Source organism: Treponema saccharophilum DSM 2985 (assembly GCF_000255555.1).
GTDB lineage: Bacteria > Spirochaetota > Spirochaetia > Treponematales > Treponemataceae > Treponema_D > Treponema_D saccharophilum.
Map to the genome: position 1 here is coordinate 288069 of NZ_AGRW01000054.1, position 26086 is coordinate 314154.

Here is a 26086-nt window from a genome sequence, read left to right on the forward strand (position 1 = left end):
GTTGCGACCCGTGGGAGGGCGCAGTGAACCGCATTGTTTTCTAGGGTTGTTCGTTTTTTTTGTAGCGGGCGCGTTCGCAACGGGGTTGCGACCCGGGGTGGGAGAAGAAGTGGCCGAATTGTTTTCTAGGGTTGTTCGTTTTTTGTGGCGGGAGCGTTCGCAACGGGGTTGCGACCCGTGGGGGAGACGAAATGGCCGCATTGTTTTCTAGGGTTGTTCGTTTTTTGTAGCGGGCGCGTTCGCAACGGGGGCGGCGGGGCGGCAATCCTTGATTTGCGGATTTTCATCGGGTATCATCTGCTTCTGGAGTTGAAAAAAATGGAAGCATTGAAAAAGTTTTTGCGGAGCGAGCTTTCGGGATGGAAGCCGTTCGACATCATCTGGTTTTCCGGGGCGACGGTGGCAATCCTCGCGCTTTCCGTCTATCTGAAGGACAGCTGGACAAGCCTTCTGGCGGCAGTTTCGGGCGTCGCGTGCGTAATCCTCACGGGAAAGGGAAAGCGCTCGTCTTTCATCTTCGGGACAATCAACAACATCTTCTACACAATCGTCGCCTTGGGCGCAAAATATTACGGCGAGGTGATGCTCAACGTCATATATTATCTCCCGATGAATTTCGTCGGGTTCGTCGTCTGGAAAAAATACATGAACGAGGAGAACGGCGAGGTCATCAAGAAAAGGCTCCCCCTGTCGAAAAGCCTGGTCCTTTACGGAATCACCGCCGCCGCGATTGCGGTATACGGCTTCGTTCTGAAAACGATGGGCGGGAACCTTCCTTATATCGACAGCATGAGCACCGTCGTTTCCGTCGTCGCGCAGATTCTTTCGATACGGCGCCTCGTCGAGCAGTGGGTTCTCTGGATTGTCGTGAATATCGTCACCGTGATTATGTGGGCAATCGATTTCAGCAAGGGCGGCGAGACGATTTCGACGCTGGCGATGTGGAGCATTTTCCTCATAAACGCGGTCGTGATGTTCGTGCGGTGGCACAGGGAGGCGAAACACAATGAAGGACAGGTATGATGTCGGGATGTACGGCGGCTCGTTCAACCCGCTCCATTTGGGCCACGTCGACTGCATCATCCAGGCGGCGAATATGTGCCGCGAGCTTTTCGTCGTTTTGAGCTGCGGGACGAACAGGAACGAAATCAACTACAGAATCCGCTACCGGTGGCTCTACCAGATAACGAAGCACATCGGGAACGTGAGGATTATCCTTCTTGAGGACAGCGCGCCGACGAAAGGCGCGTACACCGAGGAGTACTGGGACGCGGACGCGCGGAAGGTGAAATCGCAGATAGGCAGGCCCATCGACATCGTGTTTTGCGGAAGCGATTACGACGAGAACAGCTTCTGGCACAAATGCTATCCAGAAAGCATCCTGCGCATATTCCCGCGGAACGGAATCAGCTCGACTGAAATCCGGAAGAACCCGTACCTGCACTGGGACTGGCTTCCCGAAGTCGTAAAGCCTTTTTACGTGAAGAAGGTGCTCCTCATGGGCGGCGAGAGCACCGGAAAGTCGACGCTCACAATAAACCTCGCGAACAGGTTCGGGACGAATTTCATCGACGAGGCGGGCAGGGACATTTCCGAGCGGAGCGGGACGGACACGCTGATGCTCTCGGAGGATTTTACCGAGATTCTCCTCCAGCACAAGATGAACGAAATCCGTGCGGCGGAGCGGAGCAACAAGGTTCTGTTCATCGATACGGACGCCCTCGTGACGCAGTTCTTCATGAATTTTCTGAGCGATCCCGGAATCGAGAAGAACAAGGCGCTTTCCGATGCGATTGACGGCGTGAACGCATACGATTTGATTCTGTTCCTTGAGCCGGATGTCGATTTCGTGCAGGACGGCGGAAGGAGCGAGGTCATAAGGGACGACAGGGAGACGTACAGCAACCAGATAAAGGAGCTGCTCCGTTCCCACGGCAAGTCGTTCGTCACGGTAAGCGGCTCGTATCAGGAGCGGTACGAGAAGGCTGTCGCCGAAGTGCGCGCCCTTCTCGGGATGTGAGCGGCGCCGATTTCCCGTACGGTGCGCGGCGTTTCCGTAACTCGTTAAATCCGTTAGAATCAACTGCCCGCTCTTTCTTTTCGGTCGGGCGGATTTTTCATTTTGGAGTTTAAAAAATGGCAGAAGAGACAAATGTTTCAAACGAGACGAATTATTCCGAGCCGAACGACAACGCTTCGTTTCTCGCCGCGGTGGAGAGGTCGAAGAAAGTCGAGGCCGATATCCTCGTGAATCCCAAGAAGTACCGCGTCCTCACCGGAGACCGCCCTACGGGAAGGCTTCACATCGGGCATTATTTCGGTTCGCTCCAGAACCGCGTTCGCCTTCAGAACCTCGGTGTCCCGACTATGATTCTCATAGCCGACTACCAAGTTCTCACCGACCACGACGCGTTCGACAAAATCGCGGAGAACACCAGGCAGCTGGCAATCGACTACCTCGCGGCGGGCATCGTTCCCGGCGACGACGTGATGATTTTCCCGCATTCATATATTCCCGAGGCGAACCAGCTCATGCTTCCGTTCCTCACCCTCGTGTCGAATTCGGAGCTTTCGCGGAACCCGACGGTGAAGGATGAAATACAGAAGTCGGAGCTTTCCGTCATAAATGCCGGGATGTACACGTATCCCGTCCATCAGGCATGCGACATCCTTTTCTGCAAGGGGAACGTCGTCCCCGTCGGGAAGGACCAGCTCCCGCACCTCGAGATAACGGCGAACATCGCGCGCAGGTTCAACAAGAAATTCTGCAAGAAGGGCGAGCCGATTTTCCCGATTCCGACGGCGCTCCTCTCGAAGACGCCCATGATTCAGGGGCTTGACGGAAGCAAGAAGATGTCGAAGTCTCTGGGGAACACCGTCATGCTCAGCGCGACTGCCGACGAGACGGCGAAGCTCATAAAGAAGGCGAAGACAGACACGGAGCGGCTCATAACATATGACCCGGAGAACCGCCCCGAGGTCGCGAACCTCCTGCGCATCATCTCGCTGTGCACGAACGAGGAGCCTTCCGCGATAGCCGAGCGGCTCGGCGAGGGCGGCGGCGGCGCGCTCAAGAACGCGCTCACCGAGGCGCTGAACGAGACGCTCCGCCCGTTGCGCGAGAAGAGGGCGCAGCTTGAGAAGGAGCCGGAGTACATCAGGCAGGTGCTCCTTTCCGGCGCGGAGAAGGCGCGTGCGATTGCCGAGCAGACTTTGAAGGAAGTCCGCCGCGCTATGAACATGGAAATTTGAGCCGGATTTTGTCGGGAATCGCATTCCGGAAAGCGGCTTTTGCTTGCCGGAATTTTTCCCGCTTTTGCCAAAAAAAACGCGCGCCGAACGAAAATGGCGCGCGTTTTCTATTTCTGGAAAAAGGATTTATTTTGCGTCTGCTGACTTGCTTGATGATGAGCCTGATGACTGGAGTTTGTTGAGAAGCTCGCGGGCCCTTGTCCTGACCGGCGTCACGTAGCGGTAGTCCGTCGCGATGTAGCTGAGTTCCTGAATCATGTCCTTCTTGTCCTCGACGGAGTCTGCAAGCTTCTCGCATGCGATGACGACCTCAAGGGCGAGGCTTGACGTGGGGTTGAGGATGCGGTTGCGCTTGTTCGCCCACGCGATTGTCTTCGTTACTTCGTCACCCTCGTTGATTCCGATGTCTCCGAGCGAGCGGATTGCAGAGGTGATTACCATCGGCTCGTTGTCGGCGAGCGCGATTTTGACGAGGCTCTGCTTTGCCTCCTCGGTAGCGACCTTTCCGAGAAGCTCGCATGATTTTGCGCGGATGTCCGGGTAGTTGTTCATCAGGCGTCCGTTGGTGCGGGTCTGGGTTGTGATTCCCTCTCCGGCGAGCTGGTCGAGCGCTTTCACCATATCGGGAGTCGCGCGGCCTTCTCCGATTGCGCTCTCAAGGTACTGGAGCGCGACGAGCTTGTTGTCCCTTTCCTCGGAATTCGCAAGCTCCGTTATTACGACGTCCTCGACTGTGCTGAGATATGCTGAATCGACAGATTTTTCAGACTTGGACTGGGCAGCAACACTGAACGTTACGAGCATGGCGCAAATCGTGCCTGCGACTTTTTTCAAAGATTTCATAAAAATCCTCCTGAATTTTTTATTTGTTTTTAAACAAATATGCAGAAAAAATTATAAAAGAATGGCGCATAAAAAGCAAATAGATTTCCCGCGCGCGTCGGCGTCACTCCTCTATCGGCGGGATGTGGACGAGCCAGTTTCCGTTCGTCTTCTTGAAGAAATAGTAAATCAGCTCCTGCGTCGGCTGCACCTCGACCGCCTTTATGTAGGTGTCGGACTCGTAGCGGATTTCCGTTATCTGGCTCTGCTGGCGTGCGGGGACGAATATGAATTTGAAATAATCCTGAAGCGTTTTGAGCTGGATTCCTTTAATGGGCATCCTGTTCTGCGCCTTTTTGAGGTTTCCTGTTTTCGACCAATACGACTTCGACTCGCTGTCTATGTACGGAAGCCACGCTTTGTAGTCCTTGTCCTTCATTATGACGGAAAGCTCGTCAATTATGCGGAGAATTTTCTCCTTGTCTTCCTTGAATGTGTCCTTCGACACGCCGACGTCCCCTATCGAGCGCGCGTATTCGTCTGCGTCCTCGTCGGCTTCCTCTTCTTCCGCGGGGGCGGGTGGGACTTCCTCCGCGGGCGCCGGCTTTTGCGGGGGAACATCCTCCTTCGGGGGGAGGGGAGCCTCTTCCTTTTTTGGCTCGGGCGTTTTCTCGGGTTCCTTCGGCGGCTCAGGAACAGGCTCTGTCTCCTGAATCACCTGCGGAACCTCCGGCTCCGGCTTCTGCTCCTCGGCGGCGGGGGGGACTTCCTGCGGAATGTTCTTTATATCTTTCGTTCTCACGCATGAGGCAAGCATCATGACGGCGGGTATAATCAGCATCGTACTTTTCGTTTTCATTTGCAGGAAATAGTACATTACTTGTTTCGTTCGGTCAAACGTGCTATATTCGGCGCAAATGACAAAAGCGATATTTCCAGGGTCGTTCGATCCTCCCACCAACGGTCATATGAACATAATCGAGCGCGCCAGCCGCCTGTTCGACTCGATTGACGTCGTCATCGCGAACAACGTCAGCAAATCGTATCTTTTTTCCTGCGAGGAGCGGCTCGGGATGCTCCGCGAGCTTGCGTCTCCGTTCAGGAACGTGACGGTCCACGTCTGCGAGAAGCTTATCGTCGAGTATGCGAGGGAGAACGGGGCGAACATACTTATCCGCGGCATTCGGAACACGATAGATTTCTCGTACGAATTCGACCTCGCGCTCATGAACAGGAACCTCGACTCCTCGATAGAGACCGTTTTCATCCCGACCGACCAGCGGTACATAACGTTCAAGTCAAGCGCGATAAAGGAACTCGCCTCTTTTGGCGGTGATGTTTCCGAAATGGTTCCCGAATGTGTAAAAAGGATGATTGACATTAAATCTAAATCTGTTATACGATAAGGTTCATTGTTATCAATTCAATGACAAAATACTTAGAGAGGTAAAATAAATGGCAGTACCTAGAGCGAAAACTTCAAAAGCTCGCACTCGCAGACGTCGTGGTGTGAACATGCACCTTGAGGCTCCGCATTTGGTTGCATGCTCAAATTGCAGCAACCTTATCCTTCAGCATCACGTTTGCCCGAAATGCGGTTTCTACCGTGGTCGTCAGGTTATCACTCCTGAGAGCAACGGTTAAAAAAAATCCAAGATTAAGCGGCCGTCATTTTTCGGTCGCTGGAAGAGGAGTTCACTATGTCTGATGAAGAATTGTTTGCGAAAATCCAGAAGCTCATCGCAGAGAAACTGGAGATTGATGAGAGCAAAATCACACCGGCCGCTTCATTCCGCGGCGATCTCGGTGCGGACAGCCTCGATACCTACGAGCTTGTCTATGCGATTGAAGAGGAGCTTGGAGTCCAGATTCCCGATGACAAGGCGAACGAGTTTGAGACTGTCGGCGACGCTTTGAACTTCATCAAATCGGCGCAGGCGTAAGCACAATCGCTTTTGATTGATTAGACACAGGTTTTCGGCGTGTTTTCCGCTCGGAAGCCTGTGTTATTTTTTTTATGGGCTGATGTCGGACGTTACGGGTATGATTTATTCAAAGAAAGTGCTTTCGCCGGAAAGGGTCAGGGATTTGTCCCTTTTCTGCAGGAATATTTCGATAAAATTCAACAATCTTGAGCTGCTTGACCTGGCATTCCATCACAGGTCGTTCTCGAACGAGAATTCCAGCCACCAGCATCTCAACAACGAGCGGCTCGAATTCCTCGGGGACAGCGTCCTCGGGATGGCCACGGCGACGTATCTCTACGAAAACCTCAGCGACAACCCCGAAGGTGAGCTCGCCAAGATAAAGAGCGTCGTCGTAAGCGAGGAGACGCTCGCGCCGATAGCCGTGAAAATCGGGATAGACAGGATGCTTGTCCTCGGAAAAGGCGAGGAGATGAGCGGCGGCCGCCAGAAAAAGGCGATTCTTGCCGATGCCGTCGAGGCGCTTTTCGGGGCGTACTATCTCGACACGGGATACGAAGCGGTGCAGAAGCTCGTTCTTTCGTTCATCGCGCCCGAGGTGAGGAAAGTGCTTGAGAACAAGGGGCACAAGGACTACAAGTCGCTCCTTCAGGAATGGTACCAGAAAAAATACAAGGAATGTCCCGTCTACGAGCTCGTCAAGAAATCGGGGCCGGAGCACGACAAGGTTTTCTGGGTCACCGTCCATCTTAAGGGCGCGAGCTATGGGCCTGCCCAAGGGAAGAGCAAGAAGGAAGCCGAGCAGAATGCCGCCAAAGCCGCCTATGAAGAATTGACATCAGCCCGCTGATTTCGGTATAGTTGTCGAACGTCCTTGTGGTGTTGTCTTGATTGGTAACGGTGAGAGGGAGGCTCGCGGCGGGAACTCGTTTCCGGAGCGGTGCCGTTTGTTTGTTTTTGCTGACCGGCTTTTCTACATCATCGGGCAAGGGCAAGGAGTTTTTATGAAAGCTGGAATTCACCCAGAGTACAAAATTACGAAAATCACATGCCAGTGCGGCAACGTGATTGAGACCCGCTCAACTGTTGAGAACATCAACGTTGAAATCTGCTCTGCTTGCCATCCGTTCTACACCGGCAAGCAGAAGCTCGTCGATACTGCTGGACGCATCGAGCGCTTCAACAGGCGTTACGGAGTCAAGTCGGCGGAGTAATTTCCGGCGCGCTCCCTTCTGGGACTGCCATCGCGATACCGTTTTATTTGCGGTCGTTGCGATGGCAGTTTTTTTTGTCCTCAGCCGAGGCGCCTTATCCTCCAGAGCCTGTGCGGCTTCTGGTTTTTGAAATCCTCGCCGATTGATTCCGCCGTCATGTCCGCGACCTCGATTTTCGCGCCGTCGTCCGTCTCTTTCGGGAGCAGGTTCTCGTCGAACTGGAGCCTCCGCGAATTTGTGGAGAAATACAGCGTCCCGTTCTTCCTGAGCAGGCGGATGCATTTTCCCGCAAGCTCGGGCCAGTCGCGGTTTATGTCGAGCGTTGATTCCGTCGATTTCGAGTTCGAGAATGTCGGCGGGTCGAGGACGATTATGTCGAACCTGTTCGTTCCTTCCGCGTTGGGGACTTCGGCGAGCCGCTGGTTGAGGAACCCGGACACGTCGCCCCTGTGGAAGATGAATTTTTTCCCGTCGTCGGGGTTGAATTCGTTGAGCGCGATGTTGTGCTTCGCCCAGTCGATGTACGTCCGGCTCAAATCGACGGACGTGACGGTTCTCGCCCTTCCTTCCGCCGCGTAGACGGAGAAGCTTCCCGTGTAGCAGAAAAGATTCAGCACAGATTTTCCGGCCGCCTCCTGTCTGACCGTCTGCCTGAGCGGCCTGTGGTCGAGGAACAGCCCCGTGTCGAGGTAGTCGCTCATGTTGACCTTGAAAAGCTGCCCGCATTCCTGCACCGTTCCCTCGACTGTCGCGCCCGATTCGATTTTCTCGTACTGGCTTTCGCCCCGCTGCTTTTTCCTCGTCTTCGTCATCACGTGCGACTGCGGTATTCCGAGCGTCTCCGCCGCGGCTTTCGCCATCGCTCCGAGCCACATCCGCTCCTCCTCCTCGGGCTTGTCGTAGGGGCGCTCGTACAGCGATATATGGAGGAACTGACGCTGCGCCTTGTCCCGCGCCGCGGTCAAATCGTTGGCGGAAATTCTCGACTCCTCGTCGCGCATGAACGCGGCGCACTCGAATTTGTCGGCGATTCCGTCCGGGATGAATTCATAGAGGTCTGCCGCGAGCGGGATTTCCGGGATGTCCCTGTCGTAGAGGCGGTAGCATGTTATGCGCTCGCGCCGCGCCCATTTCCTGAGCTGCCGGTGCTTTTTCGCGAGCCTGTTCGAGAAAAGCGTCGCCTGGTATTCTATCTGCTCGTCCGTGTCTTTTTTTTGTTTTTCGCTGCTCATTGCAAGCTCCTTTGCGTCCGATGGTTTTCAAACTCCCGCAAATGGGGTATACTTCATACATCTTATCAAAAAATCTACAAAAATAGTGCTGATTTTATGAAATTCGGGGGATTCCGTGCTGTTTCCGTCGAATTCGCCAAATATTCATCTTAATTTTTCGGAAAAAGCGGAATGGACTATTCAGAAATCAATCTTGACGAGACAATCCAGAAAGGGCTTGCTGAGGCAGGCTATGTGACGTGCACGCCCGTGCAGGAGCAGGTTCTCCAGGCTTCCCTTGACGGAACCGACCTGTACGTGCAGTCCCAGACGGGGACGGGGAAGACGGCCGCCTACCTCGTGTCGATAATGCAGGAGCTTCTCTCCAAGGGCGCGGACGAGCGCGGGACTGCGCTCGTCATGGTCCCGACACGGGAGCTTGCCGTTCAGGTGGAGGAGGAGGCGCTCAAGCTCGGGAAATACACGGGGTTGCGCTTCGCGAGCTTCTTCGGCGGCGTCGGCTACGAGAAGCAGGTCGCGGCGCTCAAGGCGGGCGTCGACGTGATAATCGGCACGCCCGGGCGCGTTATAGACCTGCAGGAGGGGCGGCAGATGGATTTGAGCCGCGTCGCGTTCCTCGCGATCGACGAGGCGGACAGGATGTTCGACATGGGCTTCTATCCCGACCTCAGGAAGCTCATCAAGGTCCTTCCTTCGAGCGAGGTCAGGCAGACGATGCTTTTCTCCGCGACGCTCAACCTGAACGTGAAGAACCTCGCGTACGAGTACACGAAATCGCCGAAGGAAATAACGATTGAGGCGCAGAACATAACCGTCGACGAGATAAACCAAGTGCTCATGCACGTTTCCGGCGAGGACAAGAACCGGCTCCTCGTCGGCATCATCGAGCGGGAGAAGCCGGAAAGCCTCATCATTTTCTGCAACACGAAGAAGATGTGCGAGGTAATCTCGAAACGGCTCCGGATAAACGGAATCGACAACGAATTCATCATCGGCGACCTTCCGCAGAAGAAGCGCCAGCACATCATGGACGACTTCAAGAACGGGCGGACTCGCTGCCTTATCGCGACCGATGTCGCCGCGCGCGGAATCGACGTGAACGACCTCGCGATGGTCATCAACTACGACCTTCCCAACGAATCGGAAAACTACGTCCACAGAATCGGGCGCACTGCCCGCGCGGGAAAGAGCGGCAAGGCGTATTCGTTCTGCTCGGATTCCCCCGAGGACGCGTTCAATCTCATGGGAATCGAGAGCTACATAGAAAAGAAGATTCCGTTCGTCGTCGCGGCCGAGGAGGATTTCGGCGAGGACAAGTCGAAGGACATGTGGATACGCACGGGCGACTGGCGCGATGACGGACGCGGAGAGCGTTCCCCGCGCGGTTCCTCCCGCGATTCGTCACGGCATCCTCGCGGGGAAAGGCGTGAGCGCGACGGCTTGAAGGAGCGCGGAGAAAGAGTTGGCAGACGGGGCAGGAAGCCGCGGATGTCGGATGACGAGGCGGGGCGCATGGCGGGGCTTTCCCTCGAGGAGCGCATGAAGCTTTACAAGGAAAAGTACGCGTCCGAGCAGCGTCCCGTCGCGCTGAAAGGCGTGGATTCCGCGCAGGCGGGAGGCAGCAGGGAACGCCGCGGCGGGAAGAAGCGCGGTGACGCCCCCCGTCAGGTTCGCTCCGGCGAGGCGAGGGGAAAGGGAGCTCCCGCTCCGAAACGGCAGGAGACGCCCAAAAAGAAGCCTGCCGCGCAGAATGCAAGGCCCGCGGAGAAGCCGAAGGGGCTGCTCCACCGGATACGGTCGTTCTTCCGCAGAAGCGGTGAGAAAAAATAGCGTTACGTGCCGGGGCAGAACGTTCCCGGCGCGGAGAAAATCAAAAACGGAGAATTTGCGATGATTACAGTTTCAGACGTTTCGCTTCACTTCAGCGAGAAGCCTCTTTTCAAGAATGTCAACATAAAATTCACGGCGGGCAACTGCTACGGCATTATCGGCGCGAACGGCGCGGGGAAATCTACCTTCCTCAAGGTTCTTTCCGGCGAAATCGAGCACGATTCCGGGGACATCTTCATCACGCCGGGCGAGCGCATGGCAGTTCTCAGCCAGAACCACTTCGCGTTCGATGAATTCAGCGTCAAGGACACGGTTCTTCAGGGATACCCGAAGCTCCATCAGGTCTCAAAGGAGCGCGATGAGATTTACTCGAAGGCCGACTTCACCGAGGAGGACGGAATCCGCTCGGCGGAGCTTGAGGCTGAATTCGGGGAGCTTGGCGGCTACGAGGCCGAGAACCAGATTGAGCAGATGCTTTCGGGACTTGGCCTTGAGGAGAAATTCCACGACAAGATGATGAGCGAGCTTGACGAGTCGCAGAAAGTCCGCGTCCTTCTTGCCCGCGCGCTTTTCGGCAATCCCGAAATTCTTCTTCTCGACGAGCCGACGAACGGTCTCGACCTTGAATCGATAAACTGGCTCGAGGACTTCCTCCTCAACTTCCAGAACACGGTCATCGTCGTAAGCCACGACCGCCACTTCCTCAACACGGTCTGCACGGTGACGTGCGACATCGACTACGGAAAGATTACGCAGTTCGCCGGCAACTACGATTTCTGGTACCAGATGAGCCAGATTCTCCAGAAGCAGGCGAAGGACCAGAAGAAGAAGAACGAGGAGAAGGCGAAGGACCTCAAGGAATTCATCCAGCGCTTCGCGTCGAACGCCGCAAAGAGCCGCCAGGCGACGAGCCGCAAGAAGGTTCTCGAGAAGCTTGAGCTTGAGGATTTGCCCGTCACGAGCAGGAAATTCCCGTACGTGCATTTCGCAATCGACCGCGAAATCGGCAACAACGTCCTCGAATGCCGCAAGCTCAACTCGAAGGACGAGGACGGGCTGCAGCTCCTCAAGGATTTCGAGCTGAAGGTGAACCGCACCGACAAGATTGCGTTCGTCGGCGTGGAGCACAACACGATTTCGTCGCTCTTCGACATAATCGCGGGCGAGGCGAAGGCGGATTCCGGCGAATTCTTCTGGGGACAGACGACGAGCATGACGTACATTGCCCGCGACAACAACAAGTACTTCGACAACGATATGAACATCACCGAATGGCTCAAGCAGTTCTCGAAGGAGCAGGACGACGCGTACGTCCGCGGATTCCTCGGGCGAATGCTTTTCTCGGGCGACGAGTCGCTCAAGAAGGTCAAGGTTCTTTCCGGAGGCGAGAAAGTCCGCTGTATGCTCTCGAAGATGATGCTCCAGAACGCGAACGTGCTTATCCTCGACGACCCGACGAACCACCTCGACCTTGAGGCAATCGAGTCGCTGAACCAGGCGCTCGTGAGCTTCCCCGGCGTCATCCTCTTCACGAGCCATGACCACGAGTTCATCCAGACGATAGCGAACCGCATCGTCGAGATAACGCCGAACGGAGTCATCGACCGCATGATGCCGTTCGACGATTATATGGCTGACGAGCAGATAAAGGAGCTCAGGAAGGAATACTACAAGGATTCTGACCGCAGGATAAAATTCTAGAACGACGGGAGGCGGGGAGCGCGGCGCGCCCTCCGTTTCCTTGACAAAAGGAATGCCCGCAGATAGTATTTCAGCAATTCAAATATCCTTTCTTAAAAAAATAAAAAATACTGAAAACAAATCTTTTTTCATATCTTGGAATAAAACTTATTAATTAACGGAGAAAACAAAATGCCGCGTATTTCACGACGCAAGACGGAAGAATCTCAATTGTCGGATGAACCGCAGATTCAGGAGAACGAAAACTCAGCTGTCGCAGGGGAAGCAACTGATGCAGAGCCGCAGGCGGAACAGGATTCCGCGGAGGCCGCGCCGAAAACAAGGAGGGTTTCCGTCAGGGCCCGCCGCAAAGTCGTCGTGAAGGGCGACACCCCTGAAAGCGAGCCTGCGGAAAGCGACGGGGAGCCTTCCCCCGAGCCGTCGGCGGAACAGCAGCAGCCGGCTTCCGAGGCGGAGCCGTCGCAGCAGGCTGCCGAGCAGCCTTCCGCGGAGCAGGAGCAGTCGTCGGGAATGGCGGAATACCAGCAGTCTCCGGCTCCATACGGCAGGATGAACCCGAGAATGCAGAACCGCCGCGGCCAGTGGGGGCGGAACGACGGCCGCACCGAACGGAATTCCCGTTACGGAAACAGGCGGAACAATTACAGGCAGAGCGGGTACGAAAAACGCGCGGCTGAGCAGCAGCTCATATACGAGGCGATGCAGGCAGAGCTTGACGCCCAGAACGAGAACAAGCCGCGCCTCCTCATAAACGACCTTACGAAAATGCCGATGCCGGAACTCAGAAGCCTTGCGCTCGAGTACGGCTGCTCCGAGGACGACCTTCCCGGAATGAAGAAGCAGGAGCTGATTTTCGTCATCCTCCGCTCGCATACGGAACGCGGCGGGATTATATTCGCCTCGGGAGCGCTCGAAATTCTTCCCGACGGATACGGCTTCTTGAGGAATCCGCAGAATTCGTACCTTCCTGGACCTGATGATGTGTACATCTCACCGAGCCAAATCAGGCTTTTCAATCTGAAAACAGGCGACACAATATACGGGCAGACAAGAAGCCCCAAGGACGGAGAACGGTTCTTCGCGCTCCTCCGCATCGAGACGGTGAATTTCGACGAGCCGCGAGTGGCGCAGACTCGCGTCCCGTTCGAGAATCTCACGCCCCTTTACCCGAACACGCGCCTTTCCCTTGAGACGACAGCGACGGAATACAGCACGCGTATCGTCGATCTTTTCGCGCCGATAGGAAAAGGCCAGCGTCTCCTTATCGTCGCTCCTCCCAAGGCGGGAAAGACGACGCTCATGCAGAAAATCGCGAACGCCATCACGACGAACAATCCGAATGTCTACCTTATCGTGCTCCTCATTGACGAGCGCCCCGAGGAAGTCACCGAGATGGAGAGGTCGATAAACGCGGAGGTCGTCTCGTCCACGTTCGACGAGCAGGCGACGAGGCACGTGCAGGTCGCGGAGATGGTTCTCGAGAAGGCGAAGCGGCTTGTCGAGCACAAGCGCGACGTCGTGATTTTCCTCGACTCGATAACGAGGCTCGCGCGCGCCTACAACCAGACCGTCCCGACATCCGGGAAAGTCCTTTCCGGCGGCGTCGATTCCAACGCGCTCCACAAGCCGAAGCGCTTCTTTGGTGCGGCGCGCAACGTGGAGGAGGGCGGCTCCCTTACGATTATCTCGACCGCGCTCATCGATACGGGAAGCCGCATGGACGAGGTCATATTCGAGGAATTCAAGGGCACTGGAAACAGCGAAATCGACCTCGACAGGAAGCTTGCCGAAAAGCGCGTTTTCCCCGCAATCAACATCAAGAAATCCGGCACTAGAAAAGAGGAGCTTCTCCTTCCCGAGGACACGCTCCAGCGCATTTGGGTTCTCAGGAACAACCTCAACTCCATGGAGGACGTCGAGATTACAGAGGCGATTATCGACACGATGAAGAAGACAAGGAACAACGATGCCTTCCTTTCTCTCATAAATATCGGTTCCGCCGCAAACTAAATGCCCGGAACGTATTGACCAAAAAACGGATGTCCTGTATTATCAGCACATTCGTTTCGCCCGGGTGGCGGAATTGGCAGACGCGCTAGGTTCAGGTCCTAGTGAGGGCAACTTCATAGGGGTTCAAGTCCCCTCCCGGGCAAAAAAGACGGTCTTATGACCGTCTTTTTTTATATTGTTTTGTTTTTGCAAAGTGTTTGTAAAATCGAACGGTACAGGGAGGAAAATATGCGGTCGGTTTCTTTGGTTCTCAATGTGATTTGCTTCGTCATGCTAACGCTGTCGCTTGTGCTGGACATGAAGGCGGGGCGGCAGGTGAACATGACTGTACGGCTTGCGACGCTCGTCCTTCTTGCCGCCTCGATTGTCTTCAATATACTGATTATTCTGAAGCGCTAGAATCCGGATTCGCGAGGTTCCAGCTTTCGGCGAGGTTCCTTGCGAGTTCCATGAGCCTCTCCTTCTCGTTCATCGCGGGGTCGTCGAGCACGCACTGGAAAAGCTCCCCGAGAATCATCCCGAGGTGCTTCCCCGCGGGAATTCCCGCCGCAATAAGGTCTTTTCCGTTTACCTTCAAATCCTTGAGGCTGAGCGCGTTCTGCGATTCCTCGATTTCCCTGATTTTGTCGCGCAAGAGCCCCATCCTTTTTGCTGCATCGCTTCCCGGAACGACGGGCACGCAATGCTTTCCGTACATGTCGGCGCACCAGAGGTCGAACAAGTCGTCGACGCATTCCGGGCGGATTCTGACGAGAAAGCGCCGGACGGTAGCATCGCTCCAGCTTCCGTCGAAAAACGTCATGTGGTTCCTGATGAGGTGGGAGACGCGCTCGATCGTGGCGTTGGGGAATTTCAGGCGCGCGAGGATTTCCGCCGATTTTTCCGAGGACAATTTGTCGTGCCCGTGGAAATGGACGATTTTCACGAACTCGCCCGAGCCTTTCGGAAATTCCTTCGTCTCCTCCCTTTTCGCGTCCTTCTTCCCGATGTCGTGGAAAAGCGCGGCAAGGCGTACGTTCAGGTTTTCCCGCGGCGCGCCGTCGCACGCGAAAAGATTGTGGTCGAGAACGTCGAATTCGTGGAAGCCGCGCTCGTCCGTCTGCTCGATTCCGCGGCATTCGGAAAGCTCCGGCATGAACTTCGCGAGGATTCCGCAATCCTCCATCCTTTTCAGCGCAATCGACGGTTTCTTCGACGAGAGAATCTTGACGAATTCGTCGCGGAACCGCTCCATCGAAATCGAGCATATTTTCTCCTGCACGTCGGAATCGGAAATTGCCCTGAAAGTCTCGTCCTCGATGGGGAATTCGAGCTGGGAGCTGAACCGTATCGCGCGGATTGGTCGCAGCCCGTCCTCAAGGAACCGTTCCCGCGCGTTTCCGACCGTGCGGATAATCTTAGCCTGTATGTCGCCGATTCCCCCGAACGGGTCCACAAGCTTTCCGTCGGCGAGGGAAGCCGCGATCGCGTTCATCGTGAAGTCCCTTCTCGAAAGGTCGTCCTCAAGCGTCGCGTCGAACGAAACGGAATCCGGGTGGCGCCCGTCGGAATATCCTGCCTCCGCGCGGTACGTCGTCACCTCAATCTCGTGTCCCAAAAGGTGCACCGTCACCGTTCCGTGCGCGATTCCCGTCGGGATTACCTTGTGGAATATCCTCATCACGTCCTCCGGCCTCGCGTTCGTCGTCACGTCCCAGTCGGATGCTTTCTTTCCCATTATCTCGTCGCGGACCGCCCCGCCTACGAGGAACGCCTCAAAACCGTTCCTCTCGAAAATCTCGTTCATCTTCTTCAGTTCTGAAGGAATTTTTATCGATTTCATGTTGTTAACCCGCCTGAAGGGTAGCAGAAAAACGCGATTTTTTCACCGCCCGTTTTGCACGTGCCCGCCCGGTTCATGTCCTATTCCGCCCGCACCGAGAAACGCTTGCGTGTGCGCTTTGTGTCAGATGAATTTCTGCATTATGTCGAAATCAATGAATTCCCCGTTTATCTTGAAGAATCCCTTGAACCGTCCGATTTTCTCGAATCCGAATTTCTCGTAGAGTTTTATCGCCGCGATGTTGTCGCTCCGCACCTCAAGGGAGACGATTTGCGAGCGCGCGACGTCCTTCGCGAATGAAAGTATTTCACCGAGCAGCATCGACCCGACTCCGCGCCCGCATTCCGATTTCCGGACGCAAATCCCGAATTCGCCCCGGTGCGCCATACGCTTTTTGGTGAAAGCCGTGTAGTGCGCCGTGCCTATGATTTTCGAGTCCCTTCTTGCGACGAAGAACGCCTCATTGCGCGAATGCCCGATGCTTTTGAGGAATTCCGCTTCCTCGTCCACCGTCACCGGGATTCCGTTCCCGTCGAAAGAGAGATTGTCCGACTCGCTCCCGATGATTTTCATCAGCGCGATTATTTCCGCGGCGTCTTCAGGAGATGCCCGGGTGATTGCGATGTCCATTTTCGTTTTCTCCTTTTTTTCACTGCGCTCTTTTCCGGCTTTTGCTGGCGATTGGTGCGGAAAACACGCTTTCCTGCGAAAGCCGTTGTGCATGGCAACATCAACCGTTCCTTCCGCCAGAGCCTTCGTATCATAAGGCAACGCCGCATTTCATGGCAACCGGCTCAGATGAAGGCGCCAGACGGTTTTGCTGTCACGAGAATCCGAAAAGAGGCGCATGGCGCACGCACCTCTTTGCCACGGTAGCTTTCCGCCTTTCGCGCCGTTCATTTCTGTATAAATCTGCCGAAATGAACGGCCTTTCCGTTTTTTCACTATCATAAAATGGTGCGCGACGGCTTCGAATACACTTCAGGTATCGGAAAAAAATGTAATTTCTTGTCAAATATCCGCATCGTCTTGTATCGCATTTATTATGAAGATTCTATAAAAAATATCCAGAATCATTGGAGGCTAAAAAAAATGGAAAAGACGCTTGTAGTATCGACCGCGCGAAAGAATTCAATATAGAAATTGTTGATGGAACAATCATTTGAAAAAAAGGAGAAACTAAAATGAAAACATACTGCCTTTTGAATCACAAACTTACGGAGAATCAGGAAAAGGAGCTTTCGGAAAAATTCCATTCGGAACGCATCGTTTATCCCTCTCAGTCGATTTCAGAGATGTGGGCGCAGATTCCCGCGACGGAGCGCGTCGACAGAAAAACGGCGCAGGTTGTCGTCGATTGGCTTTCCGATGCCGAAGAAGGGGACTCGCTGATTGTTCAGGGCGAAATGGGAATAACCTTCCTTCTGGTAAGCTATGCGCTTGGACGGGGGCTTGTTCCAATCCATGCCGTGAGCCGCCGTGAGGAAACGGAGGTTTGCGATGGCGAGAGCGTCGTCAAGCGCCACGTCTTCCGCCATGTGTGTTTCCGCCGTTATGAATCATGGAACGAGAAATAGAGCAGGGGATTTCAGAACAATGGCGGAAAAGACTGTATTTTGGAGGGCATAAAATGGAATGCATCATCAAACACAAACAGTTTGAAATTATAAGGAAAGCGCCTGGCGAGTGCTCGTGGATCGAAGGCAAAAAAAAGATTGAGCCGGAGAATAGCGATGTAGATGATATCAAGAGCGGAGAAATCCGCAGAAAGGTTTATGAAATTGATTCGCCCCAAAAAGATGAAGCCTGCACTTTTGTATGAAGGCAATCTGCCGGCAGGTGCATCATGGAGGCAAGTCAGAATGTTGCCCTGCTTTTAAGGGATTAAGACAGGAGAGGACAGCATCGTAAACATGCTTAGCCATTTAGGATACGTTATGTGTACTGGGAGGTATGCGGTATATCTGACTGACGACGGAGGACATGAGCTCTATGCAAACGATGCCGAGGGTATAGCACAGCTGCTGGACAAACTCACTTCCCGGACTTGGGAACTGGCTGAGGCACAGCATATCATGGAAATGATAGGAAATATGACAGTCTTGGAAGCCGATTTGCTCGAATGGTACTGTGCTTATGACAAGCGTATACAACTGGATGATGGGTCATTCCTGTTCAAGGAATATCCGGCATTTCTACTAATCTAAATGTTGAGGTTGCATTATGAAGGGCATAATCATATTGCTGGTACTGGTTCTTATACTGGCAACTTATTACTAACAGAAAGATGCCTGCTTGTACGGAGGCATCCCTATTAAGATAGGAGGTTTTACATGCTTATACCAAAATCAATGGAAGCCCCACGGAGATGTTGCGTGCCATAATGGATACCCGTAGCGAATATCCATTATGCAAAGACGAGGATAAAAAAAGGCAGTGTGCACGACAAGGGACATCATACTGGAGAACTGCTATGACATGTCGCATGAACTGTACTTCTTGATGCGGGCACGTGCCTTTTTTTTAATGTTGGGGCGTTTTTTGAGATGGAAGAAGGTTTTATGACATTCAGAGAACTTAATGAATTTTTCAAAGACTCTGTAGGTGAGATATTTACGATTTACATGTATGCGAGAAAGGCGCAGAACACGATAAATGAAATCGTAAATGAAAAAGTGCTATGTTTAGGTGGAGATGCATGATTTCAAGTGTCGTTCCGAATCTGTTTCGGAATCTATGAAAATATATGGATGCTGAATCGCGCTTTCCTGTGAAAATCTGTTCAGCATGACAAAGAATAAATCAAACCGTTTTTACAGACATAGCTTTTTTCAAATTTGTTGTTTTTGTTGTCAATTTTTTCTGCAGTAAGGATTCTGATATAAACGAGCAATAAAAATTGCGGACAATGAACAAGAAACGCCGTAAAACGGCAAGGAGCCAAAAATGGGTAACAACGTAACAATCGTCACTCCGGGACCTGTCATCATCATGAACAATCCGAAACCTGCGCCGAGACAGCTTCCGCCCTCCGCACCAAGACAGAGGCCTTCACCGAGAATCCCGCGCAGCGGCAGACGCTGATGACGGGCACTCGGTTCGAAGAGAATGAAAAATGAGCCATAGGCAGGGCGCGGAGGCTGCCCTGAATGAAAAACGCCTCCGCTTTTACAGGAGAAATGATGAAGCTGTATCTTGATATGGATGGGGTTCTTGTTGATTTCAGAAAGCAGGCGGAAAAATATCATCTTTATATCGGGGAAGAGGGTATAAACTGGCTTCTTGTCATGCTTATTGGCAAAAAGTTCTGGACTTCGATGGAATGGCTGGACGGAGCGCAGGACGCATATTCCGAGCTGAACAACTTCTGCAAGAGCAGCGGGCATGAGCTTCATATTCTGAGCAGCGTAAGGCTGAAATCCGGCAAAAAGGGCAAAACAGAATGGATTTCGGAGCATACGAATATACCTGAAGAAAACATCACGATTGTCAGAAGATCACGATTCAAGAATGCGTTCGCAAAGGGGGATGCGCTGCTCATAGATGACCGAGCCAAGAATGTTGAGGCGTTCTCGAATGCGGGCGGGAACAGCCTTCTGTTCAGGGGCTGGAGCAGGAAATTCGTCGGAGAGATAAAAAAAATATTGGAGAGAAAATAAGATGAAAATAATATTTTGTGGGCCGCCACATTCCGGAAAGACAGTCCTGATTCATAATCTGGAGGCAAATCTCCCCACCGATTCGTTCATGACGATGCGAATCCACAAGGACGGCGAGGGCAACTGGAGCAACAACCCCGACCAGGAGCAGATAAGGGCGGTCAGAAGAAAAGGGGATTACGATGAGGATTTCATCAACAAGAAATGCGCGGAACTGAAGCAGAGAGAGGAGCATATCGTGCTCGTCGATATCGGAGGGCGCCTTCTGGATGACAAGATTCCGATTTTCGAAGTTTGCGACAGTTTTGTCGTCATCAGCAACGACACGGAGAAGAAAAAACAATGGATTGAATTCGGCGAAAAGCACGGCTGCACATGTATCGCCGCTTTTGATTCCATACTCGATGGCGAGGACTGCATTTTCAACAGGGCATCTCCTTTGAAAGGGCGGCTTTCGAAGCTTGAGCGTGGGACGGATAAGACAAAGTCGCCGGTAATAACGGAGCTTGCGGACTTGATAATCGGAAAATCGGGCTTTTTTTGCAATGCGCACAACGACAACATCCACTACAACACCATCGACTTCGTTGCAATCGCAAGGGAACTCGGGTGCGGATGGAATGTCGGCGCGGACGTCATGAACGGATTTCACGTCAATTTCACCCCGGACAAGGCTCCGCTTTTGTACAGAAAAATTTCAGGATTCGCAAAGGAGCATGGTTTCGAATCCTATGAATTCTACAATTCCCGAAGCAACTGGGCGACGATGATATCCGCATTGAGCCTTGTCGATTCCGGCGTCGGAGATATACGCCTTTACGATGTCGGAATGAACGATTATGTGAAGATTCGGAGGCTCAATAAAAAAGCGGACATCGGTAGCCCGTCTGTTCTTGAATACAGCGTTCTTGAGGGCGAACACGAGCTGTTCATCAATGCAAAAACGAAAAAAGACAGCATCACGCTCGACGATTTCAATTCAATCATGATTCCCCAGATTGATGAAAGCAAGACGCTTTATTTTTCAGGCAGAATCCCCAACTGGCTGACAGCTTCCATCTTCATAAGCTACCCATGCAGGGAAATGTACCTGCTGCAGCCCGGCAACGGATTTTTCTGCTGCAAGTCAGAGGACAAGAATCGGCTCGGAAAACAGGTGAAGAATCCGGATGGTATGGACATAAGCAGATACCTTTTGAAAATATCATGTCCGAAAAACGGTTGATTTAGTTTTGTTATTTCGAACTTGTTTCAGCACTCATTGCTTAGCATCACCGGAATTGGTTTTCTGATAAAATTTTGTCAATAAAAAGCACTATTTCCATTCCTATGTGAATGAAGAAAAAATGATTAAGAGAACAACCAAGGCCGGCGATGTTATTTTTGTAGGAAGAGATTACTTTTACGTGAAGAATCTCTACGGGCACTTTGGAGTCTATGTCGGAAATAATCGTGTCGTTCATTTTACAGCTCTTGGAGCTATGGAGATTGACGGAAAAAAAACTTATGTTCAAAAATGATCTTGAGGTGTTCCTTGCCGGGGGCATGTACCGCATAGAATGCTTGCCATATGCAGGTGGCAAAAATCCTTCTTGGAATTGCAGATTATCTTTTTTCGTTAAGTCAATCGGAACGCTTCGGCGCTTCTTATTGGAACAGATTGGTCGCGTAATGGGACATCTGAGGCCGAGTAAGCAATAATATATGACTTTATAGGAGGGTTGCATATGCTTGAGCATATCACGTTCGAGGAATTCACCTCGATGGACAAGAACATGGACACGCTCATCAAGGTCAGGGCGCACTGCCTCTTTCTGGAAGCTACGCATGCTTGCGGGCACCCGTGCTCGGTTTGCGAGGAATATAAGAAATACATGGCATGCTACCAGTCCCTTGCATGGTGCGACCAGCTCAAGGTTGACCATGAGGCGGATAGGCTGTTCGCCCATAAGATGATGTCCTACAGGCTGCTCCGTCGGAACAGGATTCAGATGAGGGTAATCAGGGGCGTGCTTTTTGCTGTTTTGGCAGTGATGCTCGTTCTGGTGGCAGTGGACAAGGCACACGGGCAGCCCATGCCTCAGACACCTTACTACTACTATAAGGATGCCTTCATCGTGAGCCTCCTGAAGGAGACCCAATCGCAGGTGGAGGACGTGAATTTCGACGGGGACATAAACTGCATCGACTATGCGGTGACGTTCAAGGAGTTGTGGGACAGGCGCTATCCGGCGGGCAGGTGCGAGATATTGCGGAACCTTAATCGTGCGACCGGATGGCATCATCTGTTCATCAGCATAAATGTGGGCAGGTGGCTGTACATTGAGCCGCGGGGCAATGCACATAACTACAGGATGTCCGATTTTTGGGGTGACAGGTACAATCCCACATACACATTGTTTGGGGAGACATCCAAATGGTTGGAGGAGGACAAGCGTGAAAAGCGTTAGCTCCGTGTTGGGAGATTACATGAGGCTTGCGCTGAAGGAGAGCGTGGAATCTATTGGGCTCAATTTCGAGTTTTTGCACAGCCGAAATGAACAAATCAATAAATTTTCACTACCTAAAAAAATCAGGACAGGTTGCATAAAAATCCTGAAAGCCGGAGCTTCCGAGATAGAAAGTGAGCAAATAAATGCGCCGAAAACATACGAAGATTTTTTTAGCACGCCGAGTTTTAAAAATTCTCGGCGTTTTTTTTTCGAAAATTTGTCAATAAAAAACAGAATGCAGCCTCTGTTTCAATCAAGGAGAATTCAGTAAATGGAAAACAGCGCGAACGTTATGAACGCATTCATGGCAGCTTTGATTTTTGAAAAGTCTAAGGTTCCTTTCAAGGATTTGTTCCTGGATAAGAACGTTTATGCCGGCAAGGATACGTCGTCCTCCGGCATGGATGGTGGAGAAATGGCAGTCGCGGCGTAAGGGGAAAAAATGGGAGATGTTTTCATACTTTCGGATTTCGGGAAACTTTCAAAAGCCGGCGGACATCTTTTGTATACCGATTTTGAGGGAAGGACGAAGCCGATTTTGCCTTTCAAGACCGACATGCTCGTTTTTGCATCCTCTGTTTCAATTACCGGCGACGTTTTCCAGATTCTTTCCGATAACGGAATCCCTGCATTTATAATCGGGCGTCACGGAAGAAAAAATATCCGGCTCGACTACGGCTGCGGGAAGAATGTGTTCCTCAGGCAGGAGCAGTTCCGTCTGCTCGATGACAAAAAGCGCGTGCTTGAAATTTCAAAGTCAATCATAAGCGGGAAAATCAGAAATCAGATAACGTTCGTAATGCGGATTGCACGGAACAATCCCGACTTGACAGAAATCGATACGATTGCGGAGCAGATGAAGGCGATTTTGAAAAAAGTCGGTTCGTGCAGAACTGCGGACGGCGTTCGTGGACAGGAGGGAAACGCCGCTCGGCTTTATTTCTCTGTTTTGGATTTGAATATTCGCCCAAAATGGGCAATGCTTGGTACTCGTTCCCATCATCCACCAAAGACAAACGTGAATTCTGTCTTGAGTTTCCTTTATTCGCTTCTCACATGCAAAATTCAAACGGCACTTGAGTCATTCGGGTTGGACACAATGGCAGGAAATCTTCATGAGCTTTCGTATGGCAAGGATGCCCTTGCGTATGACATGGTTGAGGAATTCCGCACGCCGTTTGCCGACACTCTGTGCTGCCATTTGTTCAATCACGGGATGCTCTGCGCTGATGATTTTAGGGATGAGGATGGCGGCGTATATCTTACGGAGCATGGAGCCGGAATCGTTGCCAGCGAGTTCGAGAAAAAACTTTCGGAGGAAATTACGGTTTCCCGGCTTGGAAAATCGCTTCCTTATAGAAAGATTTTCCTTGAGCAATCGAGGCACTATCGGGATGTCGTTCTTGGAACGGAGATTGAATACGTTCCTTTTTTGTTCAAATAGGTGAGGAAAATGCGCTACATAGTTTCATACGACATAGCGAACGAAAGACGCCGCCGTCGGCTCGTGAAATTCCTTGAGGATTATATGTGCCGAATCCAGTATTCCGTCTTTACCGGCGATTTCGATGAGTCGATTCTTGAAAATCTGAAAAGATGGATTTCATATGTCATTGAGCCTGACGAGGATTCCGTCCTTATCGTCCCGCTTTGCGTCTCGGACTGGCAGAAGAGGCTTTCGTTCGGAGTTGGGAGAGAGTCCGCCATGGAGTACGAAAAAGAATTTCAGATTCTTTAAAATTCTATTGGAAAATTCGCTGAATTTCTGATAAAAACCATTTGCACCCCAAATTCGAATGGCATATAATAGAAGAGACTTGTTCCGCAGGTCTCCGAAAGCACGAAAAACACGGGAGACCTGCGGAAACCCGCGAAGCCCTGTAAAATAAGGCTTTGTGTGCTATTTGACATAAAAAGAATTCTGCAAAAACGAGCGAATTCGGTTCTGACTTGGGAGACCTGCGGAAAACTGTCATTTCGGCCTCTGGAAGCCCCATAAAATAAGGCTTCGCGAGACCTCAATTCTGACGCGTCAGAATGTTGCCCTGCTTTTAAGGGATTAAGACGCGGCACGCACATAGCGCACCCACTTCTTAGAACTAGTCAGAATTTTGCCCTGCTTTTAAGGGATTAAGACACGATGAATGAAGCGTCAGAATGCCTGATTATCTCATGGTCAGAATTTTGCCCTGCTTTTAAGGGATTAAGACAAGTATCCGTGCAAGAAGTGTCTATATTTGAGATAGCTGGCAGAATTTTGCCCTGCTTTTAAGGGATTAAGACTTTATATCCTCGACGTATGCCTCGAACGCTTCGCGAATATTGTCAGAATTTTGCCCTGCTTTTAAGGGATTAAGACTGTGTACCCTCTTCATCTTCAAGTGCGATGTGATTGTCGAGTCAGAATTTTGCCCTGCTTTTAAGGGATTAAGACGTTGAAGATATCATCTTCTGTCGTAACGATCTCGTGGAGAGTCAGAATTTTGCCCTGCTTTTAAGGGATTAAGACTCTTATAAACCTCCTGCACAGTAACATTTTCTGGCCAACTGGTCAGAATTTTGCCCTGCTTTTAAGGGATTAAGACATATTGGCATCATCAATGCAAATATCAATGCCAAAACTGGTCAGAATGCTGCCCTGCTTTTAAGGGATTAGACGGTTGCTGGGATGCGGTTTGAGTCCTAGCAATTTGCTTTTTGGAAGCAACCGGTCATGGCACGCGCGAGGCGCGTACCTTTCCTGTTTTGTGAATGGGGTTTGCGTTTGCGAGTGTGTGGATGCGTTGCGGATTGCCCTGCTTTTAAGGGATTAAGACGAAAGTTGTGCTAAATTTCATAGCTTTTTCCTTAGTTTGGTCAGAATGTTGCCCTGCTTTTAAGGGGATTAAGACGCCTCGATGAACGTGATGTCCCGCTTCTCGAAAAGCGTGCCGGTCAGAATGTTGCCCTGCTTTTAAGGGATTAAGACACGTTGTGTTCTGGAATGGTGTACTCACCGCCACCGTTCAGAGTCAGAATTTTGCCCTGCTTTTAAGGGATTAAACGGTTGCTAGGATGCTTTATGTGTCCTAGGCAATTGCACATGGAAGCAACCGGTCACGGCACGCGCAGAGCGCGTACCTTTCCTGTTTTGTGAATGGGGTTTTCGTTTGCGAATGTGCGAAGGAAATTGCTAGTGCCCTGCTTTTAAGGGATTAAGACTTTGAAACGATACGTGCATAATTGCATTTGCTAGACAGTGTCAGAATGTTGCCCTGCTTTTAAGGGATTAAGACAATCCTTCAGGAAGCGTGGTGCTTCCTTCAGGAAGTCTTCCTGTCAGAATTTTGCCCTGCTTTTAAGGGATTAAGACCCGGTAGATACGCGCTCGTGCATAAGCGAGGCACATGGTCAGAATTTTGCCCTGCTTTTAAGGGATTAAGACTTGGAGGAACCTAAAAAGACATGCTCTTTGATATTGTATTTGCTATATATAATGCTTTGTTCAAAGATGAAGCGAAAAATAATGTGGATTCTGAATTTATTGTAAAAAATACAGAATTACATACCGATGGGAAAGAATTTGATATATTCGACGAAAAAGGAGATTTAAAATGAGTACAACATCTACAGGTCAGAATGTTGCCCTGCTTTTAAGGGATTAAGACCCCGTGACATTTGAATTGCGTCACGATTGATTTTACGTGTCAGAATTTTGCCTGCTTTTAAGGGATTAAGACCTACAGTTCCCCAACAGGCTGTAGAAGCACCTGTCTAAAGGTCAGAATTTTGCCCTGCTTTTAAGGGATTAAGACTTTGTATATGCGTGCTCAAAATGCCCCTCATGCTGTCTATTGTCAGAATTTTGCCCTGCTTTTAAGGGATTAAGACTGGACATGCTCGATAGCTCGTACCATGTCTTGATTGTCAGAATTTTGCCCTGCTTTTAAGGGATTAAGACGACGAAATCTCGCCCACGTATTCCACGCCGAACAAATCCCGTCAGAATTTTGCCCTGCTTTTAAGGGATTAAGACTATGTCGCACACTCATACAAGAGGTACCATGAACATCAAAGGTCAGAATTTTGCCCTGCTTTTAAGAACAGTTTTATGATTTATTAAAACACCTTCCTTTCTTAGTTGTGCC

Annotated in this window: 29 protein-coding genes, 1 tRNA gene and 1 CRISPR repeat array; of the genes, 25 read left to right on the forward strand and 5 right to left on the reverse strand. The window is 51.6% G+C overall.

Going from position 1 to position 26086, the window contains the following annotated elements:
* Positions 1–318: 318 nt before the first annotated feature.
* The 3 genes from pnuC (at position 319) to trpS (ending at position 3252) form a co-directional block, all read left to right on the forward strand.
* Positions 319–1023: a nicotinamide riboside transporter PnuC gene (pnuC, locus tag TRESADRAFT_RS13790; protein WP_002706457.1), complete on the forward strand. Its 705-nt coding sequence runs from the start codon at positions 319–321 to the stop codon at positions 1021–1023.
* The gene (locus tag TRESADRAFT_RS13795) at positions 1007–2020 is read left to right on the forward strand and encodes an AAA family ATPase (protein ID WP_002706458.1); all 1014 of its coding nucleotides are present in this window, start codon (positions 1007–1009) and stop codon (positions 2018–2020) included. Before pnuC ends, TRESADRAFT_RS13795 begins: the two co-directional genes overlap by 17 nt.
* A 116-nt stretch (positions 2021–2136) precedes the next feature.
* The gene (gene trpS / locus TRESADRAFT_RS13800; RefSeq protein ID WP_002706460.1) at positions 2137–3252 is read left to right on the forward strand and encodes a tryptophan--tRNA ligase; all 1116 of its coding nucleotides are present in this window, start codon (positions 2137–2139) and stop codon (positions 3250–3252) included.
* Between the two features lie 126 nt (positions 3253–3378).
* Here the strand turns inward: trpS and TRESADRAFT_RS13805 are convergent, their stop codons facing one another.
* Both TRESADRAFT_RS13805 and TRESADRAFT_RS15445 read right to left on the reverse strand, forming a co-directional pair.
* Complete coding sequence (locus tag TRESADRAFT_RS13805) at positions 3379–4095, reverse strand: HEAT repeat domain-containing protein (RefSeq protein WP_002706461.1); 717 nt, start codon at positions 4093–4095, stop codon at positions 3379–3381.
* Positions 4096–4198: 103 nt separating this feature from the next.
* Positions 4199–4933, reverse strand: a complete 735-nt coding sequence (locus tag TRESADRAFT_RS15445) for a hypothetical protein (protein WP_141607430.1) — start codon at positions 4931–4933, stop codon at positions 4199–4201.
* A gap of 58 nt (positions 4934–4991) precedes the next feature.
* On the opposite strand from TRESADRAFT_RS15445, the gene coaD reads away from it, so the two are divergent.
* From coaD to rpmE, 5 genes are all read left to right on the forward strand, one after another.
* Positions 4992–5480 carry a pantetheine-phosphate adenylyltransferase gene (coaD, locus tag TRESADRAFT_RS13815; RefSeq protein WP_040843181.1) on the forward strand — a complete coding sequence of 163 codons (489 nt, stop codon included), beginning with the start codon at positions 4992–4994 and terminating at the stop codon, positions 5478–5480.
* A 49-nt stretch (positions 5481–5529) separates the two neighbouring features.
* The gene (rpmF, locus tag TRESADRAFT_RS15795; RefSeq protein ID WP_081478584.1) at positions 5530–5718 is read left to right on the forward strand and encodes a 50S ribosomal protein L32; all 189 of its coding nucleotides are present in this window, start codon (positions 5530–5532) and stop codon (positions 5716–5718) included.
* A gap of 56 nt (positions 5719–5774) precedes the next feature.
* Positions 5775–6017 (forward strand): acyl carrier protein, encoded by a 243-nt coding sequence (gene acpP, locus TRESADRAFT_RS13820; RefSeq protein ID WP_002706467.1) that lies wholly within the window; start codon positions 5775–5777, stop codon positions 6015–6017.
* Between the two features lie 100 nt (positions 6018–6117).
* Positions 6118–6849, forward strand: a complete 732-nt coding sequence (gene rnc, locus TRESADRAFT_RS13825; RefSeq protein ID WP_040843286.1) for a ribonuclease III — start codon at positions 6118–6120, stop codon at positions 6847–6849.
* A 154-nt stretch (positions 6850–7003) separates the two neighbouring features.
* On the forward strand, positions 7004–7213 hold the full coding sequence (gene rpmE / locus TRESADRAFT_RS13830) for a 50S ribosomal protein L31 (RefSeq protein ID WP_002706471.1): 210 nt from the start codon (positions 7004–7006) through the stop codon (positions 7211–7213).
* An 80-nt stretch (positions 7214–7293) separates the two neighbouring features.
* Here the strand turns inward: rpmE and TRESADRAFT_RS13835 are convergent, their stop codons facing one another.
* The gene (locus TRESADRAFT_RS13835; RefSeq protein ID WP_002706473.1) at positions 7294–8445 is read right to left on the reverse strand and encodes a class I SAM-dependent methyltransferase; all 1152 of its coding nucleotides are present in this window, start codon (positions 8443–8445) and stop codon (positions 7294–7296) included.
* Between the two features lie 171 nt (positions 8446–8616).
* Between TRESADRAFT_RS13835 and TRESADRAFT_RS13840 the strand changes: the two genes are divergently transcribed.
* The 5 genes from TRESADRAFT_RS13840 (at position 8617) to TRESADRAFT_RS16355 (ending at position 14385) form a co-directional block, all read left to right on the forward strand.
* Complete coding sequence (locus tag TRESADRAFT_RS13840) at positions 8617–10275, forward strand: DEAD/DEAH box helicase (RefSeq protein ID WP_002706475.1); 1659 nt, start codon at positions 8617–8619, stop codon at positions 10273–10275.
* A 60-nt stretch (positions 10276–10335) separates the two neighbouring features.
* On the forward strand, positions 10336–11976 hold the full coding sequence (locus TRESADRAFT_RS13845) for an ABC-F family ATP-binding cassette domain-containing protein (RefSeq protein ID WP_002706477.1): 1641 nt from the start codon (positions 10336–10338) through the stop codon (positions 11974–11976).
* Positions 11977–12147: 171 nt separating this feature from the next.
* Complete coding sequence (gene rho, locus TRESADRAFT_RS13850; RefSeq protein WP_002706479.1) at positions 12148–13986, forward strand: transcription termination factor Rho; 1839 nt, start codon at positions 12148–12150, stop codon at positions 13984–13986.
* A gap of 58 nt (positions 13987–14044) precedes the next feature.
* Positions 14045–14128: transfer RNA gene (locus TRESADRAFT_RS13855), tRNA-Leu, on the forward strand.
* An 86-nt stretch (positions 14129–14214) separates the two neighbouring features.
* Positions 14215–14385: a hypothetical protein gene (locus TRESADRAFT_RS16355; RefSeq protein WP_002706481.1), complete on the forward strand. Its 171-nt coding sequence runs from the start codon at positions 14215–14217 to the stop codon at positions 14383–14385.
* On the opposite strand, the gene TRESADRAFT_RS13860 is transcribed toward TRESADRAFT_RS16355, so the two are convergent.
* Both TRESADRAFT_RS13860 and TRESADRAFT_RS13865 read right to left on the reverse strand, forming a co-directional pair.
* Positions 14369–15808, reverse strand: coding sequence for a CCA tRNA nucleotidyltransferase (locus tag TRESADRAFT_RS13860; protein ID WP_002706483.1), 1440 nt, complete (start codon positions 15806–15808; stop codon positions 14369–14371). The two genes, TRESADRAFT_RS16355 and TRESADRAFT_RS13860, sit on opposite strands and share 17 nt — an antisense overlap.
* Before the next feature lie 123 nt (positions 15809–15931).
* Positions 15932–16438 (reverse strand): GNAT family N-acetyltransferase, encoded by a 507-nt coding sequence (locus TRESADRAFT_RS13865; protein WP_002706485.1) that lies wholly within the window; start codon positions 16436–16438, stop codon positions 15932–15934.
* A 554-nt stretch (positions 16439–16992) separates the two neighbouring features.
* Here TRESADRAFT_RS13865 and csx20 point away from each other — a divergent pair.
* The 12 genes from csx20 (at position 16993) to TRESADRAFT_RS16370 (ending at position 25556) form a co-directional block, all read left to right on the forward strand.
* Positions 16993–17385, forward strand: a complete 393-nt coding sequence (gene csx20, locus TRESADRAFT_RS13870) for a CRISPR-associated protein Csx20 (protein ID WP_002706487.1) — start codon at positions 16993–16995, stop codon at positions 17383–17385.
* Positions 17386–17438: 53 nt separating this feature from the next.
* Positions 17439–17630: a hypothetical protein gene (locus TRESADRAFT_RS13875; RefSeq protein ID WP_002706489.1), complete on the forward strand. Its 192-nt coding sequence runs from the start codon at positions 17439–17441 to the stop codon at positions 17628–17630.
* 115 nt (positions 17631–17745) lie between these two features.
* Entirely contained in the window at positions 17746–18015 is a 270-nt protein-coding gene (locus TRESADRAFT_RS13880) for a hypothetical protein (protein ID WP_002706491.1), read from the forward strand.
* Positions 18016–18369: 354 nt separating this feature from the next.
* The gene (locus TRESADRAFT_RS16360; RefSeq protein WP_002706493.1) at positions 18370–18510 is read left to right on the forward strand and encodes a hypothetical protein; all 141 of its coding nucleotides are present in this window, start codon (positions 18370–18372) and stop codon (positions 18508–18510) included.
* A 477-nt stretch (positions 18511–18987) separates the two neighbouring features.
* Positions 18988–19467, forward strand: a complete 480-nt coding sequence (locus tag TRESADRAFT_RS15450) for a 5' nucleotidase, NT5C type (protein WP_159100069.1) — start codon at positions 18988–18990, stop codon at positions 19465–19467.
* Between the two features lies 1 nt (position 19468).
* Positions 19469–20692 (forward strand): ATP-binding protein, encoded by a 1224-nt coding sequence (locus TRESADRAFT_RS13890; protein ID WP_002706497.1) that lies wholly within the window; start codon positions 19469–19471, stop codon positions 20690–20692.
* Between the two features lie 121 nt (positions 20693–20813).
* Complete coding sequence (locus TRESADRAFT_RS15800) at positions 20814–20987, forward strand: lecithin retinol acyltransferase family protein (protein ID WP_081478587.1); 174 nt, start codon at positions 20814–20816, stop codon at positions 20985–20987.
* Between the two features lie 207 nt (positions 20988–21194).
* Positions 21195–21917: a hypothetical protein gene (locus TRESADRAFT_RS13900; RefSeq protein ID WP_002706501.1), complete on the forward strand. Its 723-nt coding sequence runs from the start codon at positions 21195–21197 to the stop codon at positions 21915–21917.
* A 313-nt stretch (positions 21918–22230) separates the two neighbouring features.
* A complete protein-coding gene (locus TRESADRAFT_RS16365; RefSeq protein ID WP_002706503.1) occupies positions 22231–22392 on the forward strand; it encodes a hypothetical protein in 162 nt (53 codons plus the stop codon).
* A 9-nt stretch (positions 22393–22401) separates the two neighbouring features.
* Positions 22402–23403, forward strand: coding sequence for a CRISPR-associated endonuclease Cas1 (gene cas1 / locus TRESADRAFT_RS13910; RefSeq protein WP_002706505.1), 1002 nt, complete (start codon positions 22402–22404; stop codon positions 23401–23403).
* A gap of 9 nt (positions 23404–23412) precedes the next feature.
* A complete protein-coding gene (cas2, locus tag TRESADRAFT_RS13915; protein WP_002706507.1) occupies positions 23413–23697 on the forward strand; it encodes a CRISPR-associated endonuclease Cas2 in 285 nt (94 codons plus the stop codon).
* A gap of 293 nt (positions 23698–23990) precedes the next feature.
* Positions 23991–24619: a CRISPR direct-repeat array (repeat unit 35 nt; unit sequence GTCAGAATTTTGCCCTGCTTTTAAGGGATTAAGAC).
* Positions 24620–25403: 784 nt separating this feature from the next.
* Entirely contained in the window at positions 25404–25556 is a 153-nt protein-coding gene (locus TRESADRAFT_RS16370; RefSeq protein WP_159100070.1) for a hypothetical protein, read from the forward strand.
* Positions 25557–26086 lie beyond the last annotated feature (530 nt).